This window comes from Puerhibacterium puerhi (genome assembly GCF_009846865.1).
In the GTDB taxonomy this organism is placed as follows: Bacteria; Actinomycetota; Actinomycetes; order Actinomycetales; family Cellulomonadaceae; genus Puerhibacterium; species Puerhibacterium puerhi.
The window spans coordinates 1-24,879 of the sequence record NZ_WUWN01000003.1; the positions used below are offsets into that span (position 1 = coordinate 1).

21 protein-coding genes and 1 riboswitch are annotated in these 24,879 nt (G+C 76.3%); of the genes, 8 read left to right on the forward strand and 13 right to left on the reverse strand.

The genetic code is table 11. The features are described from left to right. Nucleotides 1-215: 215 nt before the first annotated feature. Complete coding sequence (gene purB / locus GSF02_RS02700; protein WP_159792802.1) at nucleotides 216-1,652, forward strand: adenylosuccinate lyase; 1,437 nt, start codon at nucleotides 216-218, stop codon at nucleotides 1,650-1,652. Nucleotides 1,653-1,743: 91 nt separating this feature from the next. On the opposite strand, the gene GSF02_RS02705 is transcribed toward purB, so the two are convergent. Beyond that, nucleotides 1,744-3,906, reverse strand: a complete 2,163-nt coding sequence (locus tag GSF02_RS02705; protein ID WP_159792512.1) for a peptidoglycan DD-metalloendopeptidase family protein — start codon at nucleotides 3,904-3,906, stop codon at nucleotides 1,744-1,746. 424 nt (nucleotides 3,907-4,330) lie between these two features. Between GSF02_RS02705 and GSF02_RS02710 the strand changes: the two genes are divergently transcribed. Continuing rightward, entirely contained in the window at nucleotides 4,331-5,653 is a 1,323-nt protein-coding gene (locus GSF02_RS02710) for an SGNH/GDSL hydrolase family protein (RefSeq protein WP_159792514.1), read from the forward strand. 17 nt (nucleotides 5,654-5,670) lie between these two features. Here the strand turns inward: GSF02_RS02710 and GSF02_RS02715 are convergent, their stop codons facing one another. After that, on the reverse strand, nucleotides 5,671-6,006 hold the full coding sequence (locus tag GSF02_RS02715) for a rhodanese-like domain-containing protein (protein ID WP_159792516.1): 336 nt from the start codon (nucleotides 6,004-6,006) through the stop codon (nucleotides 5,671-5,673). A gap of 102 nt (nucleotides 6,007-6,108) precedes the next feature. On the opposite strand from GSF02_RS02715, the gene GSF02_RS02720 reads away from it, so the two are divergent. Next, nucleotides 6,109-6,396 (forward strand): DUF6480 family protein, encoded by a 288-nt coding sequence (locus tag GSF02_RS02720; protein WP_235915322.1) that lies wholly within the window; start codon nucleotides 6,109-6,111, stop codon nucleotides 6,394-6,396. On the opposite strand, the gene GSF02_RS02725 is transcribed toward GSF02_RS02720, so the two are convergent. Continuing rightward, nucleotides 6,372-7,733, reverse strand: a complete 1,362-nt coding sequence (locus GSF02_RS02725) for an MFS transporter (RefSeq protein WP_159792518.1) — start codon at nucleotides 7,731-7,733, stop codon at nucleotides 6,372-6,374. The genes GSF02_RS02720 and GSF02_RS02725 overlap by 25 nt on opposite strands. A gap of 203 nt (nucleotides 7,734-7,936) precedes the next feature. Here GSF02_RS02725 and helR point away from each other — a divergent pair, with 203 nt between their 5' ends. Next, on the forward strand, nucleotides 7,937-10,093 hold the full coding sequence (gene helR, locus GSF02_RS02730) for an RNA polymerase recycling motor ATPase HelR (RefSeq protein ID WP_159792520.1): 2,157 nt from the start codon (nucleotides 7,937-7,939) through the stop codon (nucleotides 10,091-10,093). A 48-nt stretch (nucleotides 10,094-10,141) separates the two neighbouring features. Here helR and GSF02_RS02735 read toward each other — a convergent pair whose 3' ends face one another. From GSF02_RS02735 to GSF02_RS02765, 7 genes are all read right to left on the reverse strand, one after another. Continuing rightward, nucleotides 10,142-11,389: an acyl-CoA dehydrogenase family protein gene (locus GSF02_RS02735; protein ID WP_159792522.1), complete on the reverse strand. Its 1,248-nt coding sequence runs from the start codon at nucleotides 11,387-11,389 to the stop codon at nucleotides 10,142-10,144. Next, nucleotides 11,386-12,780 carry an acyl-CoA dehydrogenase family protein gene (locus tag GSF02_RS02740; RefSeq protein ID WP_159792524.1) on the reverse strand — a complete coding sequence of 465 codons (1,395 nt, stop codon included), beginning with the start codon at nucleotides 12,778-12,780 and terminating at the stop codon, nucleotides 11,386-11,388. The genes GSF02_RS02735 and GSF02_RS02740 overlap by 4 nt, the downstream gene beginning before the upstream one ends. Before the next feature lie 18 nt (nucleotides 12,781-12,798). Then, on the reverse strand, nucleotides 12,799-14,451 hold the full coding sequence (locus tag GSF02_RS02745; protein WP_159792526.1) for a dipeptide ABC transporter ATP-binding protein: 1,653 nt from the start codon (nucleotides 14,449-14,451) through the stop codon (nucleotides 12,799-12,801). After that, on the reverse strand, nucleotides 14,448-15,344 hold the full coding sequence (locus tag GSF02_RS02750) for an ABC transporter permease (protein ID WP_159792528.1): 897 nt from the start codon (nucleotides 15,342-15,344) through the stop codon (nucleotides 14,448-14,450). The genes GSF02_RS02745 and GSF02_RS02750 overlap by 4 nt, the downstream gene beginning before the upstream one ends. Continuing rightward, complete coding sequence (locus tag GSF02_RS02755) at nucleotides 15,341-16,339, reverse strand: ABC transporter permease (RefSeq protein ID WP_201308752.1); 999 nt, start codon at nucleotides 16,337-16,339, stop codon at nucleotides 15,341-15,343. The genes GSF02_RS02750 and GSF02_RS02755 overlap by 4 nt, the downstream gene beginning before the upstream one ends. Continuing rightward, on the reverse strand, nucleotides 16,332-17,978 hold the full coding sequence (locus GSF02_RS02760) for an ABC transporter substrate-binding protein (RefSeq protein ID WP_159792530.1): 1,647 nt from the start codon (nucleotides 17,976-17,978) through the stop codon (nucleotides 16,332-16,334). The genes GSF02_RS02755 and GSF02_RS02760 overlap by 8 nt, the downstream gene beginning before the upstream one ends. A gap of 316 nt (nucleotides 17,979-18,294) precedes the next feature. Then, entirely contained in the window at nucleotides 18,295-18,669 is a 375-nt protein-coding gene (locus GSF02_RS02765) for a hypothetical protein (protein WP_159792532.1), read from the reverse strand. Nucleotides 18,670-18,982: 313 nt separating this feature from the next. Here GSF02_RS02765 and GSF02_RS02770 point away from each other — a divergent pair, with 313 nt between their 5' ends. The 3 genes from GSF02_RS02770 to GSF02_RS02780 are packed head-to-tail and all read left to right on the forward strand — an operon-like array spanning nucleotide 18,983 to nucleotide 21,565. After that, complete coding sequence (locus GSF02_RS02770) at nucleotides 18,983-20,395, forward strand: NtaA/DmoA family FMN-dependent monooxygenase (RefSeq protein WP_159792534.1); 1,413 nt, start codon at nucleotides 18,983-18,985, stop codon at nucleotides 20,393-20,395. Nucleotides 20,396-20,450: 55 nt separating this feature from the next. Beyond that, nucleotides 20,451-21,005 carry an NADPH-dependent FMN reductase gene (locus GSF02_RS02775; RefSeq protein WP_159792536.1) on the forward strand — a complete coding sequence of 185 codons (555 nt, stop codon included), beginning with the start codon at nucleotides 20,451-20,453 and terminating at the stop codon, nucleotides 21,003-21,005. Beyond that, entirely contained in the window at nucleotides 21,002-21,565 is a 564-nt protein-coding gene (locus GSF02_RS02780) for a flavin reductase family protein (protein WP_159792538.1), read from the forward strand. The genes GSF02_RS02775 and GSF02_RS02780 overlap by 4 nt, the downstream gene beginning before the upstream one ends. On the opposite strand, the gene GSF02_RS02785 is transcribed toward GSF02_RS02780, so the two are convergent. Then, nucleotides 21,535-22,863, reverse strand: coding sequence for an LLM class oxidoreductase (locus tag GSF02_RS02785; RefSeq protein WP_159792540.1), 1,329 nt, complete (start codon nucleotides 22,861-22,863; stop codon nucleotides 21,535-21,537). The genes GSF02_RS02780 and GSF02_RS02785 overlap by 31 nt on opposite strands. Nucleotides 22,864-23,175: 312 nt before the next feature. Beyond that, nucleotides 23,176-23,289, reverse strand: a riboswitch (SAM riboswitch). Nucleotides 23,290-23,504: 215 nt separating this feature from the next. On the opposite strand from GSF02_RS02785, the gene GSF02_RS18485 reads away from it, so the two are divergent. Beyond that, on the forward strand, nucleotides 23,505-23,651 hold the full coding sequence (locus GSF02_RS18485) for a hypothetical protein (RefSeq protein WP_201308753.1): 147 nt from the start codon (nucleotides 23,505-23,507) through the stop codon (nucleotides 23,649-23,651). 69 nt (nucleotides 23,652-23,720) lie between these two features. Here GSF02_RS18485 and GSF02_RS02790 read toward each other — a convergent pair whose 3' ends face one another. After that, on the reverse strand, nucleotides 23,721-24,326 hold the full coding sequence (locus GSF02_RS02790) for a dihydrofolate reductase family protein (RefSeq protein ID WP_159792542.1): 606 nt from the start codon (nucleotides 24,324-24,326) through the stop codon (nucleotides 23,721-23,723). A 77-nt stretch (nucleotides 24,327-24,403) separates the two neighbouring features. Beyond that, nucleotides 24,404-24,811 carry a VOC family protein gene (locus tag GSF02_RS02795; protein WP_159792544.1) on the reverse strand — a complete coding sequence of 136 codons (408 nt, stop codon included), beginning with the start codon at nucleotides 24,809-24,811 and terminating at the stop codon, nucleotides 24,404-24,406. Nucleotides 24,812-24,879 lie beyond the last annotated feature (68 nt).

A 24,879-nucleotide genomic window follows, 5' to 3' on the forward strand; every position in this document is an offset into this window, starting at 1 on the left:
CCGCCCGCTGTGGACGACGGCGCCGCGGCGCCGCTGGGGACACCGCCGGAGGGCCGCGCGGCCCGGCCCCGGCCCCGGCGCGGGCGTCGCCCGCGCGCCGGACGCCCCGCCGCGGCCGACCGGCCGCGTGGGACAATCGCGGCGTGAGTGCTGCCGCCCCCTCCCCCGCGACCCCCACGTCCCCGACGGCCGGCTCGGCCCCCGCGAGCGACCGCGTGAACCTCGCCGACATCACCCCGCCGATCGCGCTCGGGCCGCTGGACGGCCGCTACCGCGCCGCCGTCGCGCCGCTGGTGGACCACCTCAGCGAGGCCGCGCTGAACCGCGCCCGCATCCACGTCGAGGTCGAGTGGCTGGTCACGCTGTGCAACGGCGTCGACGGCGTGGCCACCCCGGTGGTCCCCGGCGCCCCGGCGCTCACGGACGAGGAGGTGGCGTACCTGCGCGCCATCCCCGCGACCTTCGGGGCGGCGGAGATCGCCGAGCTCGCGGAGATCGAGCGGGAGACGGTCCACGACGTCAAGGCTGTCGAGTACTTCATCAAGCGCCGCATCGCCCGCGCGCCGGAGGTCCTGGGGGCCACGAGCCTGCCCGCCGCGAGCGAGCTCGTCCACTTCGCCTGCACGTCCGAGGACATCAACAACCTGTCCTACGCGCTGATGGTGCAGGGCGCCGTGCGCGACGTCTGGCTGCCGGCCGCCACGGCGCTGGCCGACCAGATCGCCGCGATGGCCCACGAGCACGCCGCCGTGCCGATGCTCAGCCGCACCCACGGCCAGCCCGCCACGCCGACCACGATGGGCAAGGAGCTCGCCGTGCTCGCCCACCGGCTGCGCCGCCAGCTGCGCCGCATCGCCGGCGCGGAGTTCCTGGGCAAGCTCAACGGCGCCACCGGCACCTACGGCGCGCACGTCGTGGCCGTGCCCGGCGTGGACTGGCCGGCCGTCTCGCGCGCGTTCGTCGAGGGCCTGGGCCTGACCTGGAATTCGCTGACCACGCAGATCGAGTCGCACGACTGGCAGGCCGAGGTCTACGCCGACGTCGCGCGGTTCAACCGCATCCTGCACAACCTGGCCACCGACGTGTGGACGTACATCTCGCTCGGGTTCTTCACGCAGATCCCCGTCGCGGGCGCCACCGGCTCCTCGACGATGCCGCACAAGGTCAACCCGATCCGGTTCGAGAACGCCGAGGCCAACCTCGAGATCTCCTGCTCGCTGCTGGACACCCTCGCCGCGACGCTGGTCACCAGCCGGCTGCAGCGCGACCTGACCGACTCGACCACGCAGCGCAACGTGGGCCCGGCGTTCGGCCACTCGCTGCTGGCGATCGACAACGTGCGCCGCGGCCTCAAGGCGCTGGCCGTCAACGCCGACCTCATGGCCGCCGACCTCGACGCCAACTGGGAGGTGCTCGGCGAGCCGATCCAGTCGGCCATGCGCGCCGCCTCCGTGGCCGGCGTGCCCGGCATGGAGAACCCCTACGAGCGGCTCAAGGAGCTCACGCGCGGCCAGCGGGTGGACGCCGCGCGCATGCGCGAGTTCGTCGCCGGCCTCGGCCTGCCCGACGACGTCGCGGAGCGCCTGCAGGCGCTGACGCCGGCCTCGTACACGGGCCTGGCCGAGCGCCTCGTGGGCGACCACCTGGCCTGAGCCCGCAGACCGCACCGACGGACGACGCGGCCGGCCGGACCCTGGAGGTCCGACCGGCCGCGTCGTCCGTGGTGGCGGGGCTGCCGACCGCTCAGCGGCGCACGCCGAGGGTGTCCTTGCGGTCGCCGTCCCAGTCGCCCACCAGCACGGCGTCGCCGGCCCTGCCGTACCGGAACGTCACCTCGGCGTCACCGTCCGCCGCCTTGTTGGTCAGCAGGAACTCGGTGCCGCGGCGCATGCCGAGGGTGTCCTTGCGGTCTCCGTCCCAGTCGCCCACGAGCACGACGTCGTCCGCCTTGCCGTAGAAGAACGTCGTGTCGGCCTCGCCGCCGCGGGTCGTGTTCGCGAGGAAGTACTGCTTGCCGCGGCGCACGCCCAGGGTGTCCTTGCCGTCGCCGTCCCAGTCGCCCACGAGCACCACGTCGCCCGCCTTGCCGTAGAAGAACGTCGTGTCGGCCTCGCCGCCGCGGGTGCCGTTGGTGAGGAAGTACTGCTTGCCGCGGCGGACCGCCAGGCTGTCCTTCCCGTCGCCGTCCCAGTCGCCCACGAGCACCACGTCGCCCGGGCGGCCGTACGAGAACACCACGTCCGCCGCGCCGCCCGTGGTGCGGTTCGTCAGGTAGAACGTGTTCCCGCGGCGCACCGCGAGCGTGTCCTTCCCGTCGCCGTCCCAGTCGCCCACGAGCACCACGTCCTGGGGCAGGCCGTAGTCGAACGTGATGTCGGCGTCGCCGGCGCGCAGCGCGTTGGTCAGGTAGTACGTCCGACCCGGGATCCGGCCCGAGACGGTGAGCGTCGCCCTGGCCGTGGCCGCGGACTCGTAGCTCGCCGCCACGCTCGACGGCGTGTACGTGACCGTGACGGTGCGGCTGCCGGCCGTCGTGAGGCGCGGGAGCGTGATCGTCGCCCGGCCGCCCGCAGAGGCGGCGAGGGTGGCCGTGACCTTCTTCCCGTCGACGGTGGCCGTGAGCGTGCCCGAGGAGGACGCCGTGGTCACCGAGCTGACGGTCACCGTGACCGTCGGCGCCTTGGTCGTCGTGGCCGCCGGCACGCTCAGCGCGAGCGACGTCGACGTCGCGACGTAGCCGGTGGTGCTCCCCGTGGCCGAGGCGAGGGCCACGTACATCCAGCCGTCCTGCGCGGGCCGCAGCTGGTAGAGCTTCTGCCCCGCCGCGCGCGTGGCGACGACGGCGGCGCCGGCGGAGGCCGCCTTGCGCACGGTGACCCCGCCCGGCGCGTCCACGGTCCGGGTCGTGTAGGACCAGGTCGGGCCGATGTAGGCGTTGCTCACCCAGCCGGTGCGGCTGCCGGCCGTCACGCGCACCCACAGGCCCGAGTCGTCCGCGTCGCCCGGCTTCGCCGTCAGGCGGGTGTTGGCCGGCAGCACCGTGAGGGAGGAGTAGCCCGTGCCCGGCCCGCTGCGGAGGTTCAGGTTGACGTTGTTGTAGTAGGTGCACGAGGCCGGGACGTCGTTCTCCGCCACGGACGTCGCACCCGTCCTGAGGTCGGCGCCGTACCGGCGCATCCAGTCGTTCGGGTCCTGCACCTTGGCGCCGGACTGGCGCCAGACGCCGGAGTGCACCTCGAAGTGCAGGTGCGGGCCGGTCGCGGTGCCGGTCATCCCGACGTCCGCGATGTGCTGGCCCTTCCTCACCGTCGCCCCGGTGCGCACGTACGCGTCGCCGTCGATCACGTGGCCGTAGACCGTCGTGTACGTGACGCCGTTGAAGTTGTGGCGGACGGCCACCACCTGCCCGAGGCCGCCCCCGGAGCTCCCCGCGAGCACCACCGTGCCGTCCGCGACGGCGAGCACGTCGGTGCCGCTGGCCGCGGACAGGTCCTGGCCCTTGTGGTACGTCGAGGCGCCGCGGGTCGGCATGCAGCGCGGCCCGAACCAGGAGGCGATGCGGTACGACTTGTCGGGCAGCGGTCGCCGGGCCGTGAACGCGGCAGCCACGGCGACGCGCGCGGCGATCCGCGGCTCGACCGGCTCGGGCTCCGCGCTGGGCGCGGGCTCCGGCTCGGCGCTCGGCGCCACCTCCGGCTCTGGCGTCGGCTCCGCGCTCGGCACGGGAACCGCCGTCGGCTCCGTGCTCGATCCAGCGCTCGGCGCGGGGGCCGCGGCGGGGTCCGCGCTCGCCCCCGCCGTCACAGCCGGCTCCGGATCGGTGGTGCCGGTGGCGGCCGCGGCCGGCACGGCGGCGCCGCCCACCACGACGGCCACCGCGAGGACGAGCCCGAGAACCTTGCGCACAGCCACACACCCCTAGGACGACAGGTCGGTCCGCGTCGACGGACCTGCCCATCCACTCGGCCGCCGCGCGGCGATGTTAAGTGCCGCGGGCGTCGATAGCGTCGGGACCCGCCCCACGGGCGGGTGAACCTCGACCACGGGCTGTGGGCGGCCCGGTCGGGCGTGGCGGTGCTCACGCCGTCGGTGGACGACGGAGGACGGCGACGGCGGGGTGCGCGCACCGGGGGGCACGCCGCCGTCGTCGCACGTCAGGGCGGTCGCGTGCCGCCCGTGTCCGCCGCAGTCCCCCCACGCCCGCGGCGCGTGCCGCGCGCCCGCGCCGCGTTCGCCGGGCGCCGGGAGCACCCATGCCGGTGGCATACGCTGTCGCAGCCGCCGGCCGTGGCGTGCCGAGACCCCGCAGCCGTGACAGGAGCAGCGAACGATGACCGCAAACCGTGCCCGGAGCACGGCCGTGGCGCTCGCGGTGGTCGTCGCCTTCGTGGCCGCCGCCGCACTGGGCTGGCTGCTCCTCCCGCGGTTCCTCGGTCAGCCCGACCTGCCGGCCTTCGCCGCGGGTTCGGCCAGCCCCTCCGCGAGCCCGACGACGTCGCCGTCCCCGAGCGGCACCGCGGAGGCCGGTGCCGGAGCCGACGCCGAGACCGACGCCGTCGTCGCCTGGACCGCCAGCCCCGACCGCGTGAGCGGCGACGTCATGGGCCGCACGGTGCGCAACCTCGTGCGGACCACGACCGCCGGCACGCAGGTGCGCGTGGGCCTGTCCAACGTGTTCGGCACGAAGCCGGTGACCTTCCAGGCGGTCCAGGTGGGCGTGTCGGCGGGCGACGCCGGCGTGGTGCCCGGCAGCAGCGCGCAGGTCACCTTCTCCGGCGAGCGGTCGGTCACCGTGCCGGCCGGCGCCCGCGTGCTGAGCGACCCGGTCGCCGTCACCGTGACCGCGCGCTCGACGGTCGCCGTCAGCGTGCTGGCCGCGGGGGACCCGGGCACCACCACCGGGCACCGCCTCGCGCAGACCACCAGCTACGTCTCCGAGCCGGGCGACGCGACCACTGACGTCACCGGCGACGCGTTCACGGGGACCACGACCAGCTGGTACTGGGTGGACTCCCTGGTGGTGGACGCTCCCGCGGAGGGCACCGTGGTCGCCCTGGGCGACTCCATCACCGACGGCAACGGCTCGACGCCGGGCGCCGACGCCCGCTGGCCGGACCGGCTCGCCACGCGCCTGGCCACCGCCGCCGGCGCGCCCCGGCTCGCCGTCGCCAACCAGGGCATCTCCGGCAACCGGCTGCTGGCCGACGGCACCGGGCCCAGCGCCCTGGCGCGGTTCGACCGCGACGTGCTGGCGGTCCCCGGAGTCCGGACCGTCGTCGTGCTGGAGGGCATCAACGACATCGGCACCGGCGTGGTGACCACCGCCGACCAGCTGGTCGCCGGGTACCGCCAGGTCCTGGCGCGGGCGCACGCGGCGGGCGTGTGCGTGGTGCTCGGCACGCTCACGCCGTTCGAGGGCGCGCGGTACTACAGCCCGGAGAAGGACGCGGTGCGCCAGCAGGTCAACGCCTGGATCCGCACCAGCGGCGAGGCCGACGCCCTCGCTGACTTCGACGCCGCGGTGCGCGACCCCGGGCAGCCGACGCGGCTGCTGCCGGCGTACGACCCGGGCGACCACCTGCACCCCAACGACGCGGGCTACCGCGCGATGGCCGAGGCGGTGGACCTGGACGACCTCGCCTGCGCGGACTGACCCCGCTGTCTGAGGCGTCAGCGCTCGACCGGCAGGCCCCGCTGCTCCCAGGCGAGCATGCCGCCGTCGAGGTTCGCCGCCTCGTAGCCGACGCCGTCGACGAGGAACTGCGTGGCGCGCGCCGAGCGGGCCCCGCTGCGGCACACCACGTAGACCGGCGCGTCGGGGTCCAGCTCGCCGTAGCGGACGGGCAGCTCGCCCAGCGGGATGTGCACGGCACCGGGTGCGTGGCCGGCGTCCCACTCGTCCTGCTCGCGCACGTCGAGGAGCGTGGTGCCGTCGGGGATCGGGGCGGCCGGGTCGAGGTCGTGCACGTCGACGGTGGGCACCTCGGGCTGCATGGGCGGGAACATGGCTCCAGCCTAGGCACGGCCGCCGCGTGCTCGGGCACGGGCGGCGCCGTCCGCCGGGGCCGGGGGGGTGCGAGCGGCCGCGGCCTCCGCCACGCTCGACCCATGGCCCCCGAGCACGACGGACAGCACCAGCCCCGCAAGGCGCCCGGTCAGGGCACCGTCCCGGACCCGGACCCGGTGACCTCGCCCACCGGCGGCGGCAGCGGCCCGGGCGGCGGCGTCGAGCCCGGCGAGACGCCGCCCGACTCCGGGCAGGTCAGCGCGCCGCAGGGGCACGAGGAGCACGGGCCGGCCAGGGCCGTGCCGTGGCTGTGGATCGGCGGGATCGGGCTCGTGGCCGTCGTCGTGGCGCTGATCTTCGTCGGCTACGCGTCGGGGCTGTGGTCCTGAGCCGCGCCCGCTGAGGCGCGGGCGCTGAGCACGGCGGCCGCCCCGGCCAGCACCGCGAGCGCCACGAAGACGCTCACGTAGCCGGCGCCGAGGCGCAGCAGCCCGACGGCGACCAGCGGCGCCGCGGCCTGCGTCGCCGTCGTCGCCACGCCCACGACGCCGAGCTCGCGGCCGGCGGTGCGCCGGTCGGGCAGGGCGTCGTACGTCTCGGCCGTCTGCACCGTGAGGAAGGCGCCGTGCGCCAGCCCGCCCACCGCGGCGAACAGCGCCACCGCCGGCAGCGCGGGCCAGACGACCGGCACGAGCGCCACGACGGCGACGGTGCCCGCGGCCGCCGCGGTGAGCCGGTGCTTGGCCGCCAGCCGGTCGGCCACGCGGGCCACGACGACGTTGCCCAGCACGGCGGCGACCAGGTGCACGGGTACGAGGACCGCGGACGCCTGGGCGGCCCGCGCCAGCGGCATCCCGACGTGGTCGGCCAGGATGTAGAGCTGGTAGGTGGACACGCCGTGCTGGCCGAGCACCATCAGCACCCGTGCGGCGACGATGCGCCGCAGGTGCGGGTCGCGGCCCACCGTGCGGAACCCGTCGAGCACGCGGGCGGGCCGGGCGGCCCCGGTCGTGCGGGCGGCGGGCCCGGCGGCACCGGCCCCGCCGGGCGGGTCCGCGACGTAGGCGCCCCGCCCGCGCAGCAGCGGGAACGCCAGCGCGCCCAGCGCCGCGACGGCGCCGGCGGCGGCCACCGCGGCCACCGGGGAGGCCGCCAGGGCGCCCACGAGCACGACGCCGGTCCCCGCGCCGACCCCCGCCCCGAGGGCGAGCGCGCCTGATGCGGTCCCGCGGCGGCGCGCGGGCAGGTCGTCGGCGACGGCGGCACCCACCGCGCCGTCGACGGCGTTGAGCGCGACCTGGGCCAGCACCCACCAGACGGCGAGCCACAGGACCGACTGGACGAGCGGCAGCGCGACGACGGCGAGCCCGCCGACGACGCCGCCGACCACGGCCCACGGCGCGCGGCGCCCCCACGGGGAGCGGGAGCGGTCGGCGAGCGCGCCGAGCGCGGGCAGGCACGCGGCCGTGAGCAGGGCGGACAGCGCCGCCAGCAGCCCGAGCGTGCTCTCCTTGGACGTCGGCGCCGCGGCCGCGACGAGCAGGGGCAGCGCGACGGCGACGACGCCGCCGAGCGCCACGTAGGTGGTGGTCTGGGCGACGAAGATCGCGGCGAGCGGGCGGCCGACGCCCTCGCGGTGAACGCCCTCGCGGCCGACGCCCTCGCGATCGGTGGCTTCCTGTCGCGCGCGCACGGCGCCCGCGTGCCGCTCCCCCTGCTGGCTCACGGCCGCAGCGTAGCGCCGTCGTCGGCGGGGCTGGGGGACGCGGACGAGGAGGGAGGTCGGGGCGGCCGAGGCCTTCCCCGCCACTCTCAACGTATAGCGGGCCGGGGGTCTTGCGGCAAGGCCCCCTCGGACGCGCAGAATCACCGGCCTGAGCGGGTCCGTGCGGGCCCGCCGGCCGCCGCCGCCCGATCGGAGCCGATGCCATGACCTCCCTGACCACCGGTGTCTTCGCCCTGCCCGACCGCCTCGCCCGCAAGGCCGACCCCGCGCTCGTCGCGGACGACGAGCGGCACCTCGCCGCCGTCGCCCGCGCCGTCCGGGAGCAGGTCGACGACCTGACCGACCGTCTCGACGCCGCCCGCCGCGCCCCGGCGCCCCTGGGGCAGGCGGTGCTGGACCGCGACGCGGAGATCCGCCGGCTCGGTGCCCGGCTGCGGACCCTGCGCCGCTTCGGCCTCGACCTGTGCCTGGGCCGTCTGGTGCGGGCCGACGCACCCGAGCCTGTCTACGTCGGGCGCGTCGGGCTCACCGACGCCGCCGGCCGCCAGCTGCTGGTCGACTGGCGCGCGCCGGCGGCGGAGCCGTTCTTCGCCGCGACCCACGCCGACCCCCGAGGCCTGGTCAGCCGCCGCCGGTACCGCTGGACCCGGGGCCGGATCACCGACTACTGGGACGAGGTGTTCACCGCCGAGGGCCTGGTCGGGCACGCCGCCCTGGACGACCAGTCGGCGTTCGTCGCGAGCCTGGCGGAGAGCCGCTCGCCGCGGATGCGCGACGTGCTGGCCACCATCCAGGCGGACCAGGACGCGATCGTCCGCGCGGGGTCGCGGGGCGCGCTGGTGGTCGACGGCGGCCCGGGCACGGGCAAGACGGTCGTCGCCCTGCACCGCACCGCCTACCTGCTGTACTCCGACCCGCGCCTCGGCCACCGCCGCGGCGGCGTGCTGTTCGTCGGCCCGCACCGGCCGTATCTGGCCTACGTCGCCGACGTCCTGCCGAGCCTCGGCGAGGAGGGGGTGCAGACCGCCACCCTGCGCGACCTCGTGCCGGAGGGCGCGACGGCGGCGGCCGAGGCCGACGCGCGGGTCGCGGCGCTCAAGGCCGACGCCCGGATGGTGGCGGCGATCGAGCCCGCCGTCGGCCTCTACGAGGAGCCGCCGGCAGAGGGGACGGAGGTCACCACGCCGTGGGCGGACGTGTGGCTCAGCAGCGCCGACTGGGCCGAGGCGTTCGGCGCGGTCGAGCCCGGCACGCCGCACAACGAGGCGCCCGACCAGGTCTGGGAGGCGCTGACCGAGATCCTCGTCGACAAGCTGCGCGACGAGGCCGGGGACGTCGACGAGGACGTGCTGCGTCGGGCGCTGCGGCAGGACCGGGACCTGGTCCGGGCGGTGCGGCGCGCGTGGCCGGTGCTGGAGCCCACCGACCTGGTCGGCGACCTGTGGACGGTGCCCGCGTACCTGCGCCGGTGCGCGCCGTGGCTCGAGCGCGACGACGTGCAGCGGCTCCAGCGTCCGGACCCGCAGGCCTGGACGGTGGCGGACCTGCCGCTGCTGGACGCCGCCCGCCGCCGGCTCGGCGACGCCGAGGTCTCCCGCCGGCGGCGCCGCCAGGCCGCGGCCGCCGAGGCGGAGCGCGAGCGCCGGGCCGACGTCGCCGCCGACCTCGTCGCGGCCGACGACTCCGAGCTGATGGTGATGTCCATGCTGCGCGGGCAGGACCTGCAGGATGCGCTCGTGGACGACGCCGCCGTCCCCGCCGTCGAGCCGGACGCGCTGGCGGGGCCGTTCGCCCACGTGGTCGTCGATGAGGCGCAGGAGCTGACCGACGCCGAGTGGCAGATGGTCCTGGCCCGCTGCCCGTCGCGCAGCCTGACGATCGTGGGCGACCGCGCGCAGGCCCGCCACGGCTTCCCCGAGCCGTGGGACGCGCGGCTCGCGCGCGTCGGGCTCGACCGGGTCCGGCAGGCCACGCTCACCGTCAACTACCGCACGCCGGCCGAGGTCATGGCGGCGGCCGAGCGGGTCATCCGGGCGGCGGTCCCGGACGCCAACGTGCCGACGTCCGTGCGCCGCACCGGCGTGCCGGTCCGCCGCGGCTCGGTCGCCGAGCTCGGCGCGGTCGTCGACGGCTGGCTCGCCGAGCACGCCGAGGGCACCGCCTGCGTCGTCGGCGAGCCGTCGTTCGCCGGCACCGACCGGGTCGCGTCGCTGACCCCCGCGCTGGCCAAGGGGCTCGAGTTCGACCTCGTGGTGCTGGTCGACCCCGACGCCTTCGGGACCGGCGTCGAGGGGGCGGTGGACCGCTACGTCGCGATGACGCGCGCGACGCAGGAGCTCGTCGTGCTCACGCGGCCCTGAGCCCGCCCGGCCGATGGCGGGGGCGGCACCGGGCGCGGGCGGCGCGCCTCACCCCTCGGCCGGGCGGGCGCGGTGCCCGGACTCGCCGGTGCTCCACCAGCCGGCCACCGGGACGTCGGTGAGCAGCAGCCCGCCCAGCGACCGCGCCTTGTAGCGGGCCGGGTTGTGCGAGGCCACCGTGCGCGCGTTGCGCCAGTGCCGGTCGAGCGCGAGCCCGGTGTCCGTGGCGCTCGCCCCGCCCACCTCGAACAGCTGCGTGGCGGCGTCCAGCACCGACCGCAGCACAATGAGCTGGGCGCGGGCGGTGTCGGCGTCGAGCGCCGCGACGATCCGGGCGAGCTCCTGGTCGTCGACCCCGGCGGCCGCCGCGGCGGCCGAGGCGTCGAGGGAGCGGGCGACGTGCGCGACGGCGGCGTCGGCGGCGAAGCGCAGCGCGTCGAGCTCGCCGACCGTCTCCTGGACGATGGGGTCCTCGCGCGCGGTGGCCGCGCTGCCGTGGCTGTACGCGCGCGTGCGCGCCCGCACGAACGCCGTCGCGTCGTCGACGACGGCGCGCCCGATGCCGGCGGCGACGGCGAGCAGCACGAGCTGCACGAACGCCGAGCCGTGCGAGGGCCGCGCGGCGCGGTGCCGCTGGACGGCGTCCGGCGTGACGGCGACCCCGTCGAAGACCGTGGTGCCGCTGCCGGTGAGCCGCTGGCCGAACCCGGTCCAGTCGTCCACCCGGCGCACGCCGGGCGCGTCGGTCGGCACGAGCACGCTCACCGGCTCGCCGTCCTCGTCCTGGGCCGCGACCGAGACGACGTCGGCGAACAGCGTGCCGGTGCTGTAGTACTTCGTGCCGTCGAGCCGCAGCGCGCCGTCGGCGCCCGTCGTGAGGCGGGTGGCGTAGGACCCGACGATCGCCGCCGACCGCTCGTGCGAGGCGTTGCCGACGATCTTGCCGGCCGCCACGAGGGCCAGGTTCGCCTCCCGGCGCTCCGAGGCCGGCGCCAGGAGCGAGCGGTCGACGAAGGCGAAGTGCGACCGGAAGAGCTGCGCGAGGTTCGGGTCGCGCCGGGCCAGCTCGGCGAGCAGGTCGAACAGCTCGCTGCGGGTCGCCCCCGCGCCGCCGAGCCCGGCCGGCAGCGTGACGCGGGTGAAGCCGGCCTCCCGGAGGGCCTCCACCTCCGCGTACGGCAGGCGGCGGTCCCGCTCGCGCGCGACGGCGTCGGCGCCCACCTCGTCGAAGACCGGGGCGAAGCGGGCGACCAGGTCGCGCTGCCCGGTCGGGGCCCAGGCCGTCCCCGCCGTCATCGCGGCTGCCCCGCGGCCGGTGCGGCGGGGGCGTCGGCAGGGGCGTCAGCCGGGGCGCCGCCGTCGTCGCCGGGCTGGTCGCCGGGTTGGGCGTCGGCCTGGTCCCCGGCCGCGGGCGGCGCCCCCGGCGCCCGCCACTGCGGCAGCGTGCCGTCGAGCTCGAGCTGGCCGATGGCCGCCGCGCGCTGGACCGCCGGGTTGTGCGACGCGACGGTGCGCGCGTTGCGCCAGTGCCGGTCGAGCCCGCGCGCGGTGCTCGTCGCGCTCGCGCCGCCGACCTCGAAGAGCTCCGACGTCGCGTCGAGCACGAGCGGCAGCACGACCTGCTGCGCCCGGAACACGTCGAGCTGCACGGAGCGGGCGGCCCCCTGCGCCGCCCGGCCGTCGCGCACCGCCTCGACGAACCCGTCGAGGGCGCGCGCGTTGTGCAGCACGATCGCGCGTGCGGCGTGGGCGGCGGCGCTGAGCCGGCCGACGACCGCCTGCACCAGCGGGTCCTCCCGGGGCGCGTGCTCGCCGGCGTGGCCGAACGTCCGGCGGCGCCCGCGGGTGTACTCCACCGTGTCGTCGAGGGCGGCCTGCGCGATGCCGGCCACGGTGGCCAGCAGCACGAGCTGGAAGACGGCGCCGAGGTAGGGCCACGTCTCGTCGTCCGGCTCGTGCCGCGTGATGTCCTCGGGGAGGACCGGCACGGCCTCGAACGTCGTCGTGCCGCTGCCGGTGAGCGGCTGCCCGAATCCGTCCCAGTCGTCGACGGAGCGGACGCCGGGCAGCGACGCGTCGAGGGTCACCCCCACCCGCTCGTCGCCGTCGAGCGCGGCGAGGTGGATCCAGTCGGCGTAGATGCTGCCGGTCGTGTAGTACTTCGTGCCGGTGACCCGCCAGCCGCCGTCCTCGCCCCGCTCGAGCCGGGTGCCGAGGTCGCCGAGCTCGCGCCGCTCCGACTGGGCGTTGCCCACGAGGTCGCCGCGGCGCAGCCGCGCCACCCAGCGCTCCTGCGACGCGTCCAGCTCCTGGCCGTCGCGCAGCCCGGTCAGCAGCAGCGTCTCGACGAACGCCACGTGCCCGCGCACCAGGTGCCCCAGGTTCGAGTCGGCCGCCGACAGGTCGACGAGCAGCCCGAACAGCTCCTCGAGCGACACGCCGGCGCCGCCGTGCTCGCGGGGCAGGCGCAGCGCCCCGAAGCCGAGCGACTGCAGCTCGCGGACCTCGTCGAACAGCAGGCGCCGGTGGGCCTCCCGCTCGCGCGCGCCCGGGCGCAGCCGGTCCAGGAACGCGCGGAAGGCCGCGCGGTCGAACGGACCGGCGTCGGAACCGGCGTCGGGACCGGCACCGGGACCGACCTCGGCGTCGGCGTCGGCGGCGGGACGGGACTGGGTGGTGAGGCTCACGGCTTCCCTCTCTGCGTGTCAGACCGGGACGTCCACCCGCGGCACGGCCGCGAGCAGCTCCCGGGTGTAGGCGTGCTGCGGCCGGTGGAACACCGCGTCGGCGTCCCCGGCCTCGACCGCGCGCCCGTCCTTGAGCACGAGGACGCGGTCGGCCACGTGGTGCACGACCCCGAGGTCGTGGCTGATGAAGACCGACGCGACGCCGGTCGCCTCGCGCACGTCCGCCAGCAGGTCGAGCACCTGGGCCTGGACGGAGACGTCGAGCGCGGACACCGGCTCGTCGCACACCAGGACGTCCGGCCGCGGCGCCAGCGCCCGCGCGATCGCGACCCGCTGGCGCTGCCCGCCCGACAGGCGCAGCGGGTGCCGCGCCAGGTGCTGCTCCCCCAGCCCGACCAGCTCCAGCAGCTCGACCGACCGGGCCCGCATGTCGCGGGCCGACGGCCGCTCGCCGTCGTCGGTCGCGCGCAGCGCCTCGGCGAGGATCCGCCCGACGTCGTGCCGGGGGTCGAAGGTGCCCAGGGCGTCCTGCGAGACGGCCTGGACACGCCGGCGCAGCGCCCGGCGCTCGCTCCGGCTCAGGTCGGACCACGCCCGCCCGTCGACGGCGACCCGGCCGGCGTCGGGCCGGTCGAGGCCGAGCAGGAGCCGCGCGACGGTCGACTTGCCCGAGCCGGACTCGCCGACGATGCCGAGCGTCTCGCCGCGGTGCAGCTCGAACGACACGTCGTCCACCGCCCGGCGGACCGACCCGTCGCGGCCGGCGAAGGTGCGCACCAGGCCGCGGGCCTCGACGACGACCTCGGGCGCCCGGTCGCTGCGCCAGGCGCGGCCGATGCGGCTCGCGTACCGCGAGCGCTCGCCGCCCGCGAGCCGCCGGCCGCGCGAGGCGCCCGACGGCACGGCGGCCAGCAGCGCGCGGGTGTACGGGTGCTGGGGGTCGGTGAGCACCTGGCGGGCGGGCCCCTGCTCGACGATCGCGCCGTCCTTCATCACGAGGATCCGGTCGGCGACCCCGGCCACGGCGGCCAGGTCGTGGCTGATCAGCAGCAGCGAGCGGCCGTCGTCCACGAGCCGGCGCAGCAGGGCGAGCACCTGCGCCTGGACGGTGACGTCCAGCGCGGTGGTCGGCTCGTCCGCGACGATCAGGTCCGGGTCGCCCGCCAGCGCGCTCGCGATGAGCGCCCGCTGGCGCAGGCCGCCGGACAGCTCGTGCGGCAGCTGGTCGAGCCGGGCCTCCGGGTCCGGGATACCCGCCTCGCGCAGCAGCGCGGCGGCGCGCTCCCGGCGCCGGGCCCGCGGCGCCGGCGCGTGCCGCACCAGGACGTCGTCGAGCTCGGCGCCGACGGTGCGGACCGGGTCGAAGGACACCAGGGCGTCCTGCAGCACGAGCCCCACGCGCCGGCCCCGCACGGTGCGCCACCGGCCCTCGCGGTAGGCGAGCAGGTCGTCCCCGTCGAGCTCGAGGCGCCGAGCGTGCACGTGCGCCCCGGCCCCCGCCAGCCCCACCAGCGACCGGGCGGTGACGGACTTGCCCGACCCCGACTCCCCGACGATCGCCACGGCCTCGCCGCGGTCGACGGTGAAGGAGATGCCGTGCACCACGCGGTCGTCGGCGGCGTCGCTGCCGAAGCCGACCTCCAGCCCCTCGACGGTGAGCAGGCGGCTCATCGGGCCGCCCCCGTCCCGCGCTGCAGCCGGCGCCCGACCACCGTGACGCTCACGACGAGCAGCGTGATCGCCAGGCCCGGGAAGAGCGCGCCCCACAGGGAGTTGGCCAGGAAGTTGCGGGCGGTCGAGAGCATGACGCCCCACGAGGGAGCGGGCGGCGCCTCCCCCAGGCCGATGAAGCTGAGCCCGGCGCCGGCGACGCTGGCCGTCCCGACGCCGATGGTCGCGAGCACGAGGACCGGGCGCACGGCGTTGGGCAGCACGTGCCGCAGCACCACCGCCCGCTCGGTGAGCCCGAGCCCCCGGGCCGACTCGACGTAGGACGACCGCCGGATCGTGAGCGTCTGCGCGCGCACCAGCCGGGCGAACGTGGGGATGCCGGCGATGCCGATAGCGATGAGCGCGTTGCGCGCCCCGCGCCCGGAGACGGCGATGACGACGAGCGCCAGCAGCATCTCGGGGAAGGCGAGGCCGATGTCGACGAACCGCATGACGACGGTCTCGACGAGCCGGTTGCCGAGCCCCGCGAGGACGCCGAGGAGCGAGCCGCCGACGAGCGAGAGCGTGACCGCGCCGAAGCCGAGCAGCACCGCCTCGCGGGCGCCGCCGACGATCCGGCTGTAGGTGTCACGGCCGTTCTCGTCGGTGCCGAGCCAGTGCTCGGCGCTCGGCGGGGCCAGCAGGTCCGGGGTGATCTCGAGCGGGTCGTGGGTCTGCAGCAGCGACGGCCACGCCGCGGCGACGCCGAGGAACACGAGGAACGCCAGGGCGAGGACCACGCCGACGCCCGGTCCGCGGCGACGGCCGCCGCGGGCGCGGCGCGGGTTGGCCGCCGAGGCGCGCCGGGCGAGGGGCTCCGGCGCCGTGGGGGGACGGTGCAGCACGGTGGTCATGCCTGCCTCCCGAGGCGAGGGTCGATGAGGGGGTAGAGCAGGTCGACGACGAGGTTGACGAGCACGTAGACGGCGGCGGACAGCACCACGAGGCCCACGACGAGCGGCATGTCCTTCGTCGAGACGGCCGACAGGAGGGTCCGCCCGAGCCCTTGGCGGGAGTAGAGCGTCTCGGTGATCACGGCGCCGCCGAGCAGGCCGGCGACGAGGTAGCCGGCCATCGTGGTCAGCGAGATCAGCGAGTGCCGCAGCACGTGCACCAGGCGCACCGCCGTGTCCGACAGCCCGCGGGCCCGGGCACTGATCACGAACGGCTGCTCGAACGTCTCCTCGGCCACGTTCCGCACGACCTGCGCCAGCACCGCGGCCAGCGGCAGCGCGAGCGTCAGGGTGGGCAGCACCAGGGAGGCCAGGCCCTCGTTGCCGATCGCGGGCAACCAGCCGAGCCGGTAGGAGAACACCGACAGCAGCAGGATCCCGAGCCAGAACCCGGGCAGCGACGCGAGCGTGAGGTCCACGACCGAGGCGGTGCCGCGCACCGCCCGGCGACGGTTCGCCGTGAGCAGCGCCCAGACGACGGCGAGGACGACGGCGAGCGCGCCCGCCGCGACGGCGAGCTGGACGGTGGCGCCCGCCTGCTCGGCGATGACCGTCGTGACCGGCAGCCGCCGCTGGTAGGACTCGCCGAAGTCGCCCGTCACGGCCCCGCCGAGGAACGCCAGGTACTGCACCCACCAGGGGCGGTCGAGGCCGTACTGCTCGCGCACGGCCGCGAGCGCCTCCGGCGTCGGGTTCGCGTCGGGGCCGCCGAGGACGGCGTAGGCCGGGTCGCCGGGCGTGAGGTAGACGGCGGCGTAGGTGATGGTCGCGGCGCCCCACAGCACGCCGACGGCGCCGAGGACGCGCGCGGCGGTGCGGCCCAGGGGCCGGGCGGCCGACGACCGCGCGGTGGTGAGGGCCGAGCGCGCCCGCCGCCCCGCGGCGAGCTCACTCACCGCCCACCGTCCAGATGTCGTGCGGCAGCACCGCGGGGTAGGCCACGTCGAGCCGCAGCCCGTGCACCGTCTGCTTGTCGTAGGCGACGACGCGCTGGTCGTCGAAGAGCGGCACGGCGGGCGCGAGCTCGACCAGCCGCTGCTGCGCCTGGGCGTAGAGGTCGGCCTGCTCGGCGGTGTCGGTGGTCTCCCGGGCCCGCTGCACCAGGTCGTCGAACGTCGCGTCGCTGAGGTAGGAGGTGTTCAGGCCGATCCGCTCCGGCGTCGTGATGCCGTCGGTCGAGTACTTCAGGTAGAGGATGTCCGGGGTGTTGGTGCCCCAGATGCCGTTGGAGATGTCGTAGTCGCCGTTGCGGCTGCGGTCGGACAGCTCCTGCGCCGCGGGGTACTCGATGGTGATCTCGAGGCCCAGGTCCCGCTTGGCGGCGGCCTGCACCTGCTCGGCGATCTGCACGCGGTAGGCGATGGTGTTGGACATCGGGAAGACCGCCGTGAGGCGCTCGCCGTCCTTGGTGCGGTACCCGTCGCCGTCGCGGCCGGTCCAGCCGGCCTCGTCGAGCAGCCGGTTCGCCTCGTCGACGTCGTAGTCGACCGGGTTCTCGGAGTACTGGTACGTCGAGGACGTCAGGAAGCCCTTCGATGCCTCGTACTGCCCGAACAGGACGCTGTCGACGATGCCCTGGCGGTCGATGCCGTGCAGCAGCGCCTGGCGCACCCGCACGTCGTCGAACGGCGCCCGGCTCGCGTTGAGGTACCAGGCGAAGGGGTGCCCGGGGGTGGTGACCTGCAGGACGTCGAGCCGCGGGTCGCTCTTGGCGGTCTCGAGGTTCTGCGCGGGCACCCAGTCGATGGCGTCGACCTGGCCGGACTGCAGGGCGCTGAACCGGGTGGCGTCCTCGGCGATGAACAGGACCGTGTAGTCCTTGAGGTACGCCGGGCCCTGGTGGCTGCCGGGCGGGCCCCAGTCGTAGTCGTCGTTGCGGGTGTAGGTGACGGACTGGCCCTTGGTCCACTCGACGATGGAGAACGGGCCGGTGCCGATCGGGTCGGTGCACACCGAGCCCGGGTCCTCGGCGAGCTGCTTCGGGGAGATCACCCCGAAGAAGCCCTGCGCCAGCACGCGCAGGAACGCCGAGTAGGGCGTCGACAGGTGCACCTCGAGCGTGCGGTCGTCGACCACCGTCGAGCCCTCGTACGGGGCGATGTACGAGGCGGCCATCGGCGACTTCGTCTCGGGCTGCACGATCCAGTCGAGGTTCGCCTTGAACGCCGCGGCGTCCCAGGCGCTGCCGTCGGTGAACGTCACGCCGTCCCGGAGGGTGAACGTGTAGGTCTTGCCGTCCGGCGAGATCTCCCAGTCCTCGACGAGCCACGGCTCGATCTCGCCGGACTCCGGGTCCTGCCACACGGGCGAGTCGGTGAAGGCCCGGGCGGCGAGCGCCCCGTTGAGGCTGGAGTTGAGCGCCGGGGCGATGCAGTCGAACTCCTGGCCGTTCGTGGCGATGGTGAACGACCCGTCGCGGACCGGCTCGCCGCTCGCGGCGGCCGCGCCGCCGCCGCCCGACGACGGCGCGCACGCGGCGAGCGCCAGCATGGCCGCGGCGGACACGGCGAGGGCGGTGCGTGGCGTGTGCTTCACGGGGTCTCCCGGGATCGATGGGCTGCGAGGGCCGCCGCGAGGCGGCCGGCCGCTGACCGGCGACGGCCGCGGCGGGCGGGAAAGTAGGCACGGCCGTCGCGGGCGTCAACGCCTTCGTGTGACGTCTCACATGGCGGACGGCGGCGGCCCCCCGCGGGCCCGCGCCACCGGCGCCCGGGCGCCCGTGGCGAGCGGGCCGACGCGAGGAGCGGCACATCGCTGCAGGTCAGGGCGCCGAGATGGGCAGCGGCAACCGCGCGGTCAGACCCACGGTCGACCACATCGCGAGACGGTGACGTCGCCGCGGAGCGGGTGGTCAGCGCGGCGGCGCGCGGAAGTAGTCGGCGGCGAGCTGGCCCAGCACACCCAGCACGAGCAGGCCCACGGCGGGCCACAGCGCCAGCGGACCGAGGCCCGCGCGCACGTCCCACCCCACCGCAGGCCCGAACATCGCGACCATCAGCCAGGCCGCTCCCGCTAGCACGCCGGCGTAGAGGACGGGCCCGGCCTTGCGCGCCTTGCGCGGCCCGGGCACCAGGGCGTCGGCGTACTCCTCGGGGCGGCCGAGCTCCTGCCGGAGCTCGGCGTCGTCCAGGCCGCGCCCGGCGGTCGTGCGCAGGACGTCGGCGATCATCTCCTCGCTGGCGCCGCGCGCCCGCAGCGCCATGGTGAGCCTGCGCGCGTAGGACACGTCAGCCTCCTTCGCCCGTCGTGCCGCGATCCTCCAGCGTCCCCGCCAGGCCGCTCGGACGCCACCCCCTGAGGCCGCGGGCAGGCGCGGGCAGCCGCGGGCCGGCGCGGGGCGGAGCGGGGCGGAGCCGGACAGAGCGGGTGAAACGGTGCGTCTCACATGATGGTCCCACCATGTGAGAACTCCGGCCGGCCTGTTGCCCCGCCGCCGGAGGGCACCTACCTTCCGGGCACCGATCGCCGGCCGCGCCCGCGGCGCGGCCGACCGACCACGCCGAGCGGGACGAGCTCCCGTGCCCGACCGGAGGCCTCCGATGACGAACGAGCCCAAGCAGCTGATCCTCAACCTGTTCGAGATGGCCTGCGTCAGCCACATCACCCACGGCCTCTGGCGCCTGGACGGCAACAACCGCCACCGGTTCGCCGACCTCGACTACTGGACCGAGCTGGCGCAGATCCTCGAGGACGGCGGCTTCGACGCGGTGTTCCTGGCCGACGTGATCGGCACGTACGACGTGTTCCGCGACGGGCCGGAGACGGCGCTGCGCGAGGGCGTCCAGAGCCCGGACCTCGACCCGCTGCTGCTGGTGCCCGCGATGGCTGCCGTGACCGAGCGCCTCGGCTTCGGCGTGACGTTCTCGACCACGTACGAGCCACCGTTCGCGTTCGCCCGCCGCATCTCCACGCTCGACCACCTCACCCGCGGGCGGATCGGCTGGAACATCGTCACCTCCTACCTGCCCAACGCGGCCCGCAACTTCGGCCTCGACGACCAGATCCCGCACGACCGGCGCTACGAGCTCGCCGACGAGTACCTGCACGTGCTCTACAAGCTGTGGGAGGGCTCGTGGGACGACGGCGCCCTGGTCCACGACCGCGAGCGCGGCGTCGTGACCGACCCCGCCAAGGTGCGCTACATCGACCACGTCGGCGAGACGCACCGCGTGGCCGGGCCGCACCTGGTGCACCCGTCGCCGCAGCGCACCCCCGTGCTGTTCCAGGCGACCGGCTCCCCGGCGGGCTCGGCGTTCGCCGGGCGGCACGCCGAGGTGCTGTTCACCGGCGGGCGCACCACCGAGCAGTTCCAGGCCGTCAAGCGCTCGGTCCAGGACGCCGCCGTGGCGCAGGGGCGCACGGAGGGCTCGGTGCGGTTCATCGTCCAGGCCGGCGTCATCGTCGGGCGCACCCAGGAGGAGGCCGAGGACAAGTGGCGCCTGTACCAGGCGTACACCAGCCTCGACGGCATCCTGGCCCACCAGGGGCTGCCGGTGGACCTCACCGCCGCGCCGCGCGACATCACCGTGGCCGAGGCGATCGCCCGCAGCGGCAAGGACCTGGGCCGGGCGCCCCAGCTGCCGCTCGACAGGACCGTCGGCGAGGTGCTCGACCAGGTCCGCGTCGGGCGCGCCGAGCGCTTCTTCGTCGTCGGCACGCCCGACGTCGTCGCCGACGAGATCGAGCGCTGGCTCGACGTGGACGGCATCGACGGCATCAACCTGCGCCAGTACCACTCGTTCGGCACCGCGCAGGACTTCGCCGAGCTGGTGGTGCCGGAGCTGCGGCGCCGCGGGCGCCTGCCCGAGGCCGGCGAGCACGCGGGCGCCACCCTGCGCGAGCGCATCTTCGGCCACCCGCGGCTGCCGTCGGAGCACGTCGGCACGCGGTACCGGGGCGGGGCCCACCTCGGCGCCGGAGCCCTGCCCGCGCCCGAGCCGACCGCCGTCTGACACCGTCCGACGCCGTCCGGCGCCCACCGACCTCCGAGCAGCTCCTGGAGCACCCATGACCTCCCCCCACTCCCCCGCCGGCCCCGTCGTCGTGCTGTCCGGCAACCCCCGCCCGGGGTCGCGGACCCTCGGCGTCGCCGAGGCCGTCGGCGGGCGCGTCGCCGACCTGCTGGGCGCCCCCGACGTCGTCACGGTCGACCTGGCCGGCCTGGCCGGCGAGCTCTTCGCCGCCGACCGTCCAGCGGTCGAGCGGGCGCGCGAGCAGGTCGCCGCCGCAGCCGTCGTGGTCGTCGCGACGCCCGTCTACAAGGCCGCCTACACGGGCCTGCTCAAGTCGTTCCTCGACCTGTACGGCCCGGACGGCCTGGCCGGCGTCGTCGCCGTGCCGCTGGTGGTCTCCGGCAACCCGGCCCACGCGCTCGCGGGCGAGGTGCACCTGCGCCCGGTGCTCGTCGACCTCGGCGCGGTGGTGCCCACGCGGTCGTTCACGGTGACCGAGGCGCAGCTGGCGGACCTCCCGCCGGTGCTGGACGCCTGGCTGGACCGGTGGGCCGACGCGCTCGCCCGCGCCGTCGGGGTGCCCGCCGTCGCGACGGGGGGCGCCCGATGACCGCCGAGCGCACCAGCCTGGCCGCCCTCGAGCTGCTGCTGTCCGAGGACGACGAGCCGCACCTGACGCCCGAGGCGTTCAAGGCCGTGTTCCGCCGGCACCCGGCGGGCGTGGCGGTCGTCGCGCTGCTCGACGACGAGGGTCCGGTCGGCTTCACTGCCACGTCGGTCATCTCGGTGTCGGCAGCGCCGCCGCTGCTGGCCTTCTCGGTCGCCTCGACGTCGTCGTCGTGGCCCGCGCTCGCGCGCGCCCGCACCCTCGCCGTCAACTTCCTCGCCGACGACCAGGACGACGTCTCCGCCCGCTTCGCGACGCACGGCATCGACCGCTTCGCCGCCGGCGGCTGGACCGCGCTCCCCACCGGCGAGCCGGTCATCGACGGTGCCGTGTCCTGGGTGCGGGCCCGCGTCGTGCAGCGCACGCCCGTGGGCGACAGCTACCTGGTGTCGCTGCGCGCGCTGGAGTCGGGGACCGCCGCGCCCGAGGCGGGCGGCGCGGCGTCCCCCCTCGTCTACCTCGACCGCACCTATCACCGGCTGGGCGACGACACCGCGATCTGACCGGCCGCCTCGGGCCGCCGCCGCGCCGTGCCGCGCGGTGCGCGGCCCGCGACGCCCGTCGGGGTGTCCGTGACCCGGGAGCCCGTCGCGCGGACGCCCGACGCGCCGCCGACGGCGGGCAGGCCGAGGGCCGCGCGCAGCGTGGTCGCCGCGACGGGCGCGACCTCCCGGCGCAGGCCCGCGACCTCCAGCGCGGGCAGGGCGTGGTCGACGACGGCGTCGAGGTCCGCCCCCAGGGAGGACGGGCGCAGGACGAAGCCGTCGGCGGCGCCCGAGTCGCGCCAGGCGCCGGCCAGGTCCGCCAGCCCTCCCGCGGTGCCCGCGAAGACCAGCGCCCCGTGCGCCACCTCCGGCCCCTCGAGCGACTCCACGAGCTCGAGCCGCGCCTGGGCGCTCTCCCGGTCCGTCGACAGCACCACGTACGCGTCGACGAGGACGCGCGGCGCCGCGAGGCGGCCCGCGGCGAGGGCGGCCTCCCGCAGCCGCTCGCGCAGCTCCGCCGCCCGCCCGCGGTAGGCCACCGCCACGCGCACGACGTCGGCCACACGCGCCGCGAGCGGCAGGTCCGCCTCGGTGCGCACCCGCACGACGACGGGCGGGCGGCCCTGCGGCGAGGCGGCGACCTCGTCCGCCTCGCGGCGCACCGCGAACCGCACCCCGTCGCGCTCGACGGCGTGGCGACCCTCGCCGTCGAGCCGGACGGCACCGTCCCGCTCGCCGGTCCCCCAGTGGCGCACGACGGCGTCGGCGTCCGCGGCGGCGCGGTGCGCCCAGGCGTCGTCGCTGGTGACGAGCGTGGGCGGCAGGCCCACCTGCCAGCCGGCGCGCCCGGCGCTCTCCCGGTCCACGCTCGTGATGGCGCCGGCCACGTGCGCGGCCTCGACGTGCACCGTCTCGACGGCGGCCACGAGGCCGACCCGCGTGGTGAGCGGGGCGACGCGGGCCGCGGCGACGGCGGCGTCGAGCCGCCCGGTGAGCCGGCTGCGGCCGGGGTGCAGCAGGAAGCTCTCGTCGAGGGTCACCAGGTCGACGCCGCCGGCGTCGGCGCGACGGACGAGGTCGACGAAGCGCCGGCCGTCGAACGACCGCGGCGACTGCAGGCCCCGGGCGCGGTGGGAGCCCGGGCGGGCGCCGGCCGCGCTGAGATCGACGCCGACGACGAGGTGGCGGTCGGTCTGGTCGGCGTGCCGGCGGTGGTGCAGCTGGTCCGGGTGGTCCAGGTGCGGCTGGTGCGACTGGTTCAGGTGCGGGTGGCTCAGGTGCGGGTGGCTCAGGTGCGGCTCGTTCAGGTGCGACATGGAGGGCTCCGGCTCGGCACGCGCCCGGGCACGCGCGCCGCCGGGCCCGGTACGGGCTCGGCGCGCGGCGGTCCGGCGCTGCGGGAAGGTGGGGGCGGCTCGGCGCTCGCGAGCGCCGGGGGCGCGGACGTCGGCGCGTCCGGCGCTGGACGGTCAGGTCGTCAGCAGGGACGACAGCACATTCGCCGCCGGGGCAGGGTGTCGCCGCCCTGCTCGGCGGTGCAGCGGGACCGCAGGACCTGCGCGACCGCTGTGCGGCGCGTCGTGCTCCTGGCCATCGTGGGCTCCTCCTGGCGCCCGCCCGGGGGCGGGCTCGCGTGTTGCCCCACCGCCGGGCGGCGGTGGGCCTGGTCCTCACCCGGGGCACCCGCCCGCGCGGGGGGTTGCCGTCCGACCAGCCGGGGCTTCGCGTCGGAGCTCATGACCTGTCGCGCCCGACGACGCCATCGACGGCGTCACCTGGTGCGACGCGCGGAAAAGTACGGAGGGGCGGCGGCGGTGTCAACGGCTGCCCGGGGAGTTCTCAGATGTCGGGACCTGCGGCCACGTCCCGCCCGGCCCGGCGGTCTCGTCGGCGACCGTGTGCGGCCTCGAGGGCGTCCGGGTAGCGTCGGGCCGACCCCGTCCCGGAGGAGATGACGATGGCACGACTGATCAGCGGTCTCGTGAAGTCCGCCCTGGTGGCGAAGGCGTTCCAGATCGCCCGGCGCGAGATGGCCAAGCCCGAGAACCAGCGGAGGGCCAAGGAGCTCCTCGCGAAGGCCACCCGCCGGCGCACCGCCCGCTGACGCCCGGGTTCGACGAGGCGGCGGCCGGCGACGTCACACAGGGGCGCCGCGTCACGCAGGGGCGCCGCGTCACGCAGGGGCGCCGAGCGGCGGGTGCTCGAGCACGCGTGGCGCGTACTCGACGAGCTGGATGCGGCCGTCGAAGGTGCGGTGCTCGATCATCTCGAGGGCGACGTCCGGATAGCCGTCGTAGATGCGCTCCTGCCCCGTGGCGCCGGTGATGACCGGGAACATCACGACCCGGAAGCGGTCGACGAGCCCGGCCCGCAGCAGGGACCGGCACAGGCTGAGGCTGCCGATCGTGCTGAGGATCCCCGAGCCGCTCGCCTTCATCTCCCGGACCGCTGCGACGGCGTCGTCGCGGACGAGCGTGCAGTTGGCCCACGCCAGCGGCTCCGCGAGGGATGCGGAGAAGACCACCTTGGGCGCCTGCGTGAGCCCGTCGACGGACGCCTCCTCCTCGGCCCTGAGCTCGTCCTGACCGTCCGGGAGCGTGCCCGCGGCGAAGCCCGACATGAGGCGGTAGGTGTTGGCTCCCATGAGGTAGGTGACCTCGGGCTGCTCGCCGAGCCAGGCGAGGTACTCCGGGCCTTCGAGGCCCCAGAACCCGGGCCAGCCCTCTCCCGACGCGTACCCGTCGAGGGAGGTGATGAAGTCGACGAGAAGCTCCGACATGGCGGTGTCCCTTCCTCCGGTGTCAGGAGGTGGGACCGGCCGGGAGCCCCGATCTCATCGGGCGAGGCGGCGACCGCTCAGTCGAGGTCGAACTCGTTGTCCTCGACGTCGCGCATGAGGATGCACGACTCGTTCTCCGCGTCGGCGTACAGCGTCCGCACGTGCGTCGCGCCGAGCGCCACGAGCCGCGCGCACTCGGCCTCCAGGGCGGCGAGGCGCTCCTGCCCCACGAGCCCGGTGCCGACCCGGACGTCGAGGTGCACGCGGTTCTTGACGGCCTTGCCCTCGGGCACGCGCTGGAAGTACAGCCGCGGCCCGACGCCGGTCGGGTTCTCGCAGGCGGACCAGGAGTCCTCGCCCTCGGCGGACGGCGCGATCCGGTACCCGAGCACCTCGCACCAGAAGCGCGCGACCTTCGCGGGCTCGGCGCAGTCGAACGTGACTTGAACCTGCCTGACCTGCGTGACCTGCGTGACCTGCGGCATGGGGGAACCGTAGCGGCGGGCGCGGCCGGCGATCACCCCGTTTTCACGGGGCACCCACCCGCGGCACG

Bases quoted from the DNA above. Each gene is read 5' to 3' on its own strand.
- GSF02_RS02710 (WP_159792514.1), top strand. From the start codon at position 4,331: ATGACCGCAAACCGTGCCCGGAGCACGGCCGTGGCGCTCGCGGTGGTC.
- GSF02_RS02715 (WP_159792516.1), bottom strand. From the start codon at position 6,006: ATGTTCCCGCCCATGCAGCCCGAGGTGCCCACCGTCGACGTGCACGAC.
- GSF02_RS02720 (WP_235915322.1), top strand. From the start codon at position 6,109: ATGGCCCCCGAGCACGACGGACAGCACCAGCCCCGCAAGGCGCCCGGT.
- helR (WP_159792520.1), top strand. From the start codon at position 7,937: ATGACCTCCCTGACCACCGGTGTCTTCGCCCTGCCCGACCGCCTCGCC.
- GSF02_RS02735 (WP_159792522.1), bottom strand. From the start codon at position 11,389: ATGACGGCGGGGACGGCCTGGGCCCCGACCGGGCAGCGCGACCTGGTC.
- GSF02_RS02745 (WP_159792526.1), bottom strand. From the start codon at position 14,451: ATGAGCCGCCTGCTCACCGTCGAGGGGCTGGAGGTCGGCTTCGGCAGC.
- GSF02_RS02750 (WP_159792528.1), bottom strand. From the start codon at position 15,344: ATGACCACCGTGCTGCACCGTCCCCCCACGGCGCCGGAGCCCCTCGCC.
- GSF02_RS02770 (WP_159792534.1), top strand. From the start codon at position 18,983: ATGACGAACGAGCCCAAGCAGCTGATCCTCAACCTGTTCGAGATGGCC.
- GSF02_RS02775 (WP_159792536.1), top strand. From the start codon at position 20,451: ATGACCTCCCCCCACTCCCCCGCCGGCCCCGTCGTCGTGCTGTCCGGC.
- GSF02_RS02780 (WP_159792538.1), top strand. From the start codon at position 21,002: ATGACCGCCGAGCGCACCAGCCTGGCCGCCCTCGAGCTGCTGCTGTCC.
- GSF02_RS02785 (WP_159792540.1), bottom strand. From the start codon at position 22,863: ATGTCGCACCTGAACGAGCCGCACCTGAGCCACCCGCACCTGAGCCAC.
- GSF02_RS18485 (WP_201308753.1), top strand. From the start codon at position 23,505: ATGGCACGACTGATCAGCGGTCTCGTGAAGTCCGCCCTGGTGGCGAAG.
- GSF02_RS02790 (WP_159792542.1), bottom strand. From the start codon at position 24,326: ATGTCGGAGCTTCTCGTCGACTTCATCACCTCCCTCGACGGGTACGCG.
- GSF02_RS02795 (WP_159792544.1), bottom strand. From the start codon at position 24,811: ATGCCGCAGGTCACGCAGGTCACGCAGGTCAGGCAGGTTCAAGTCACG.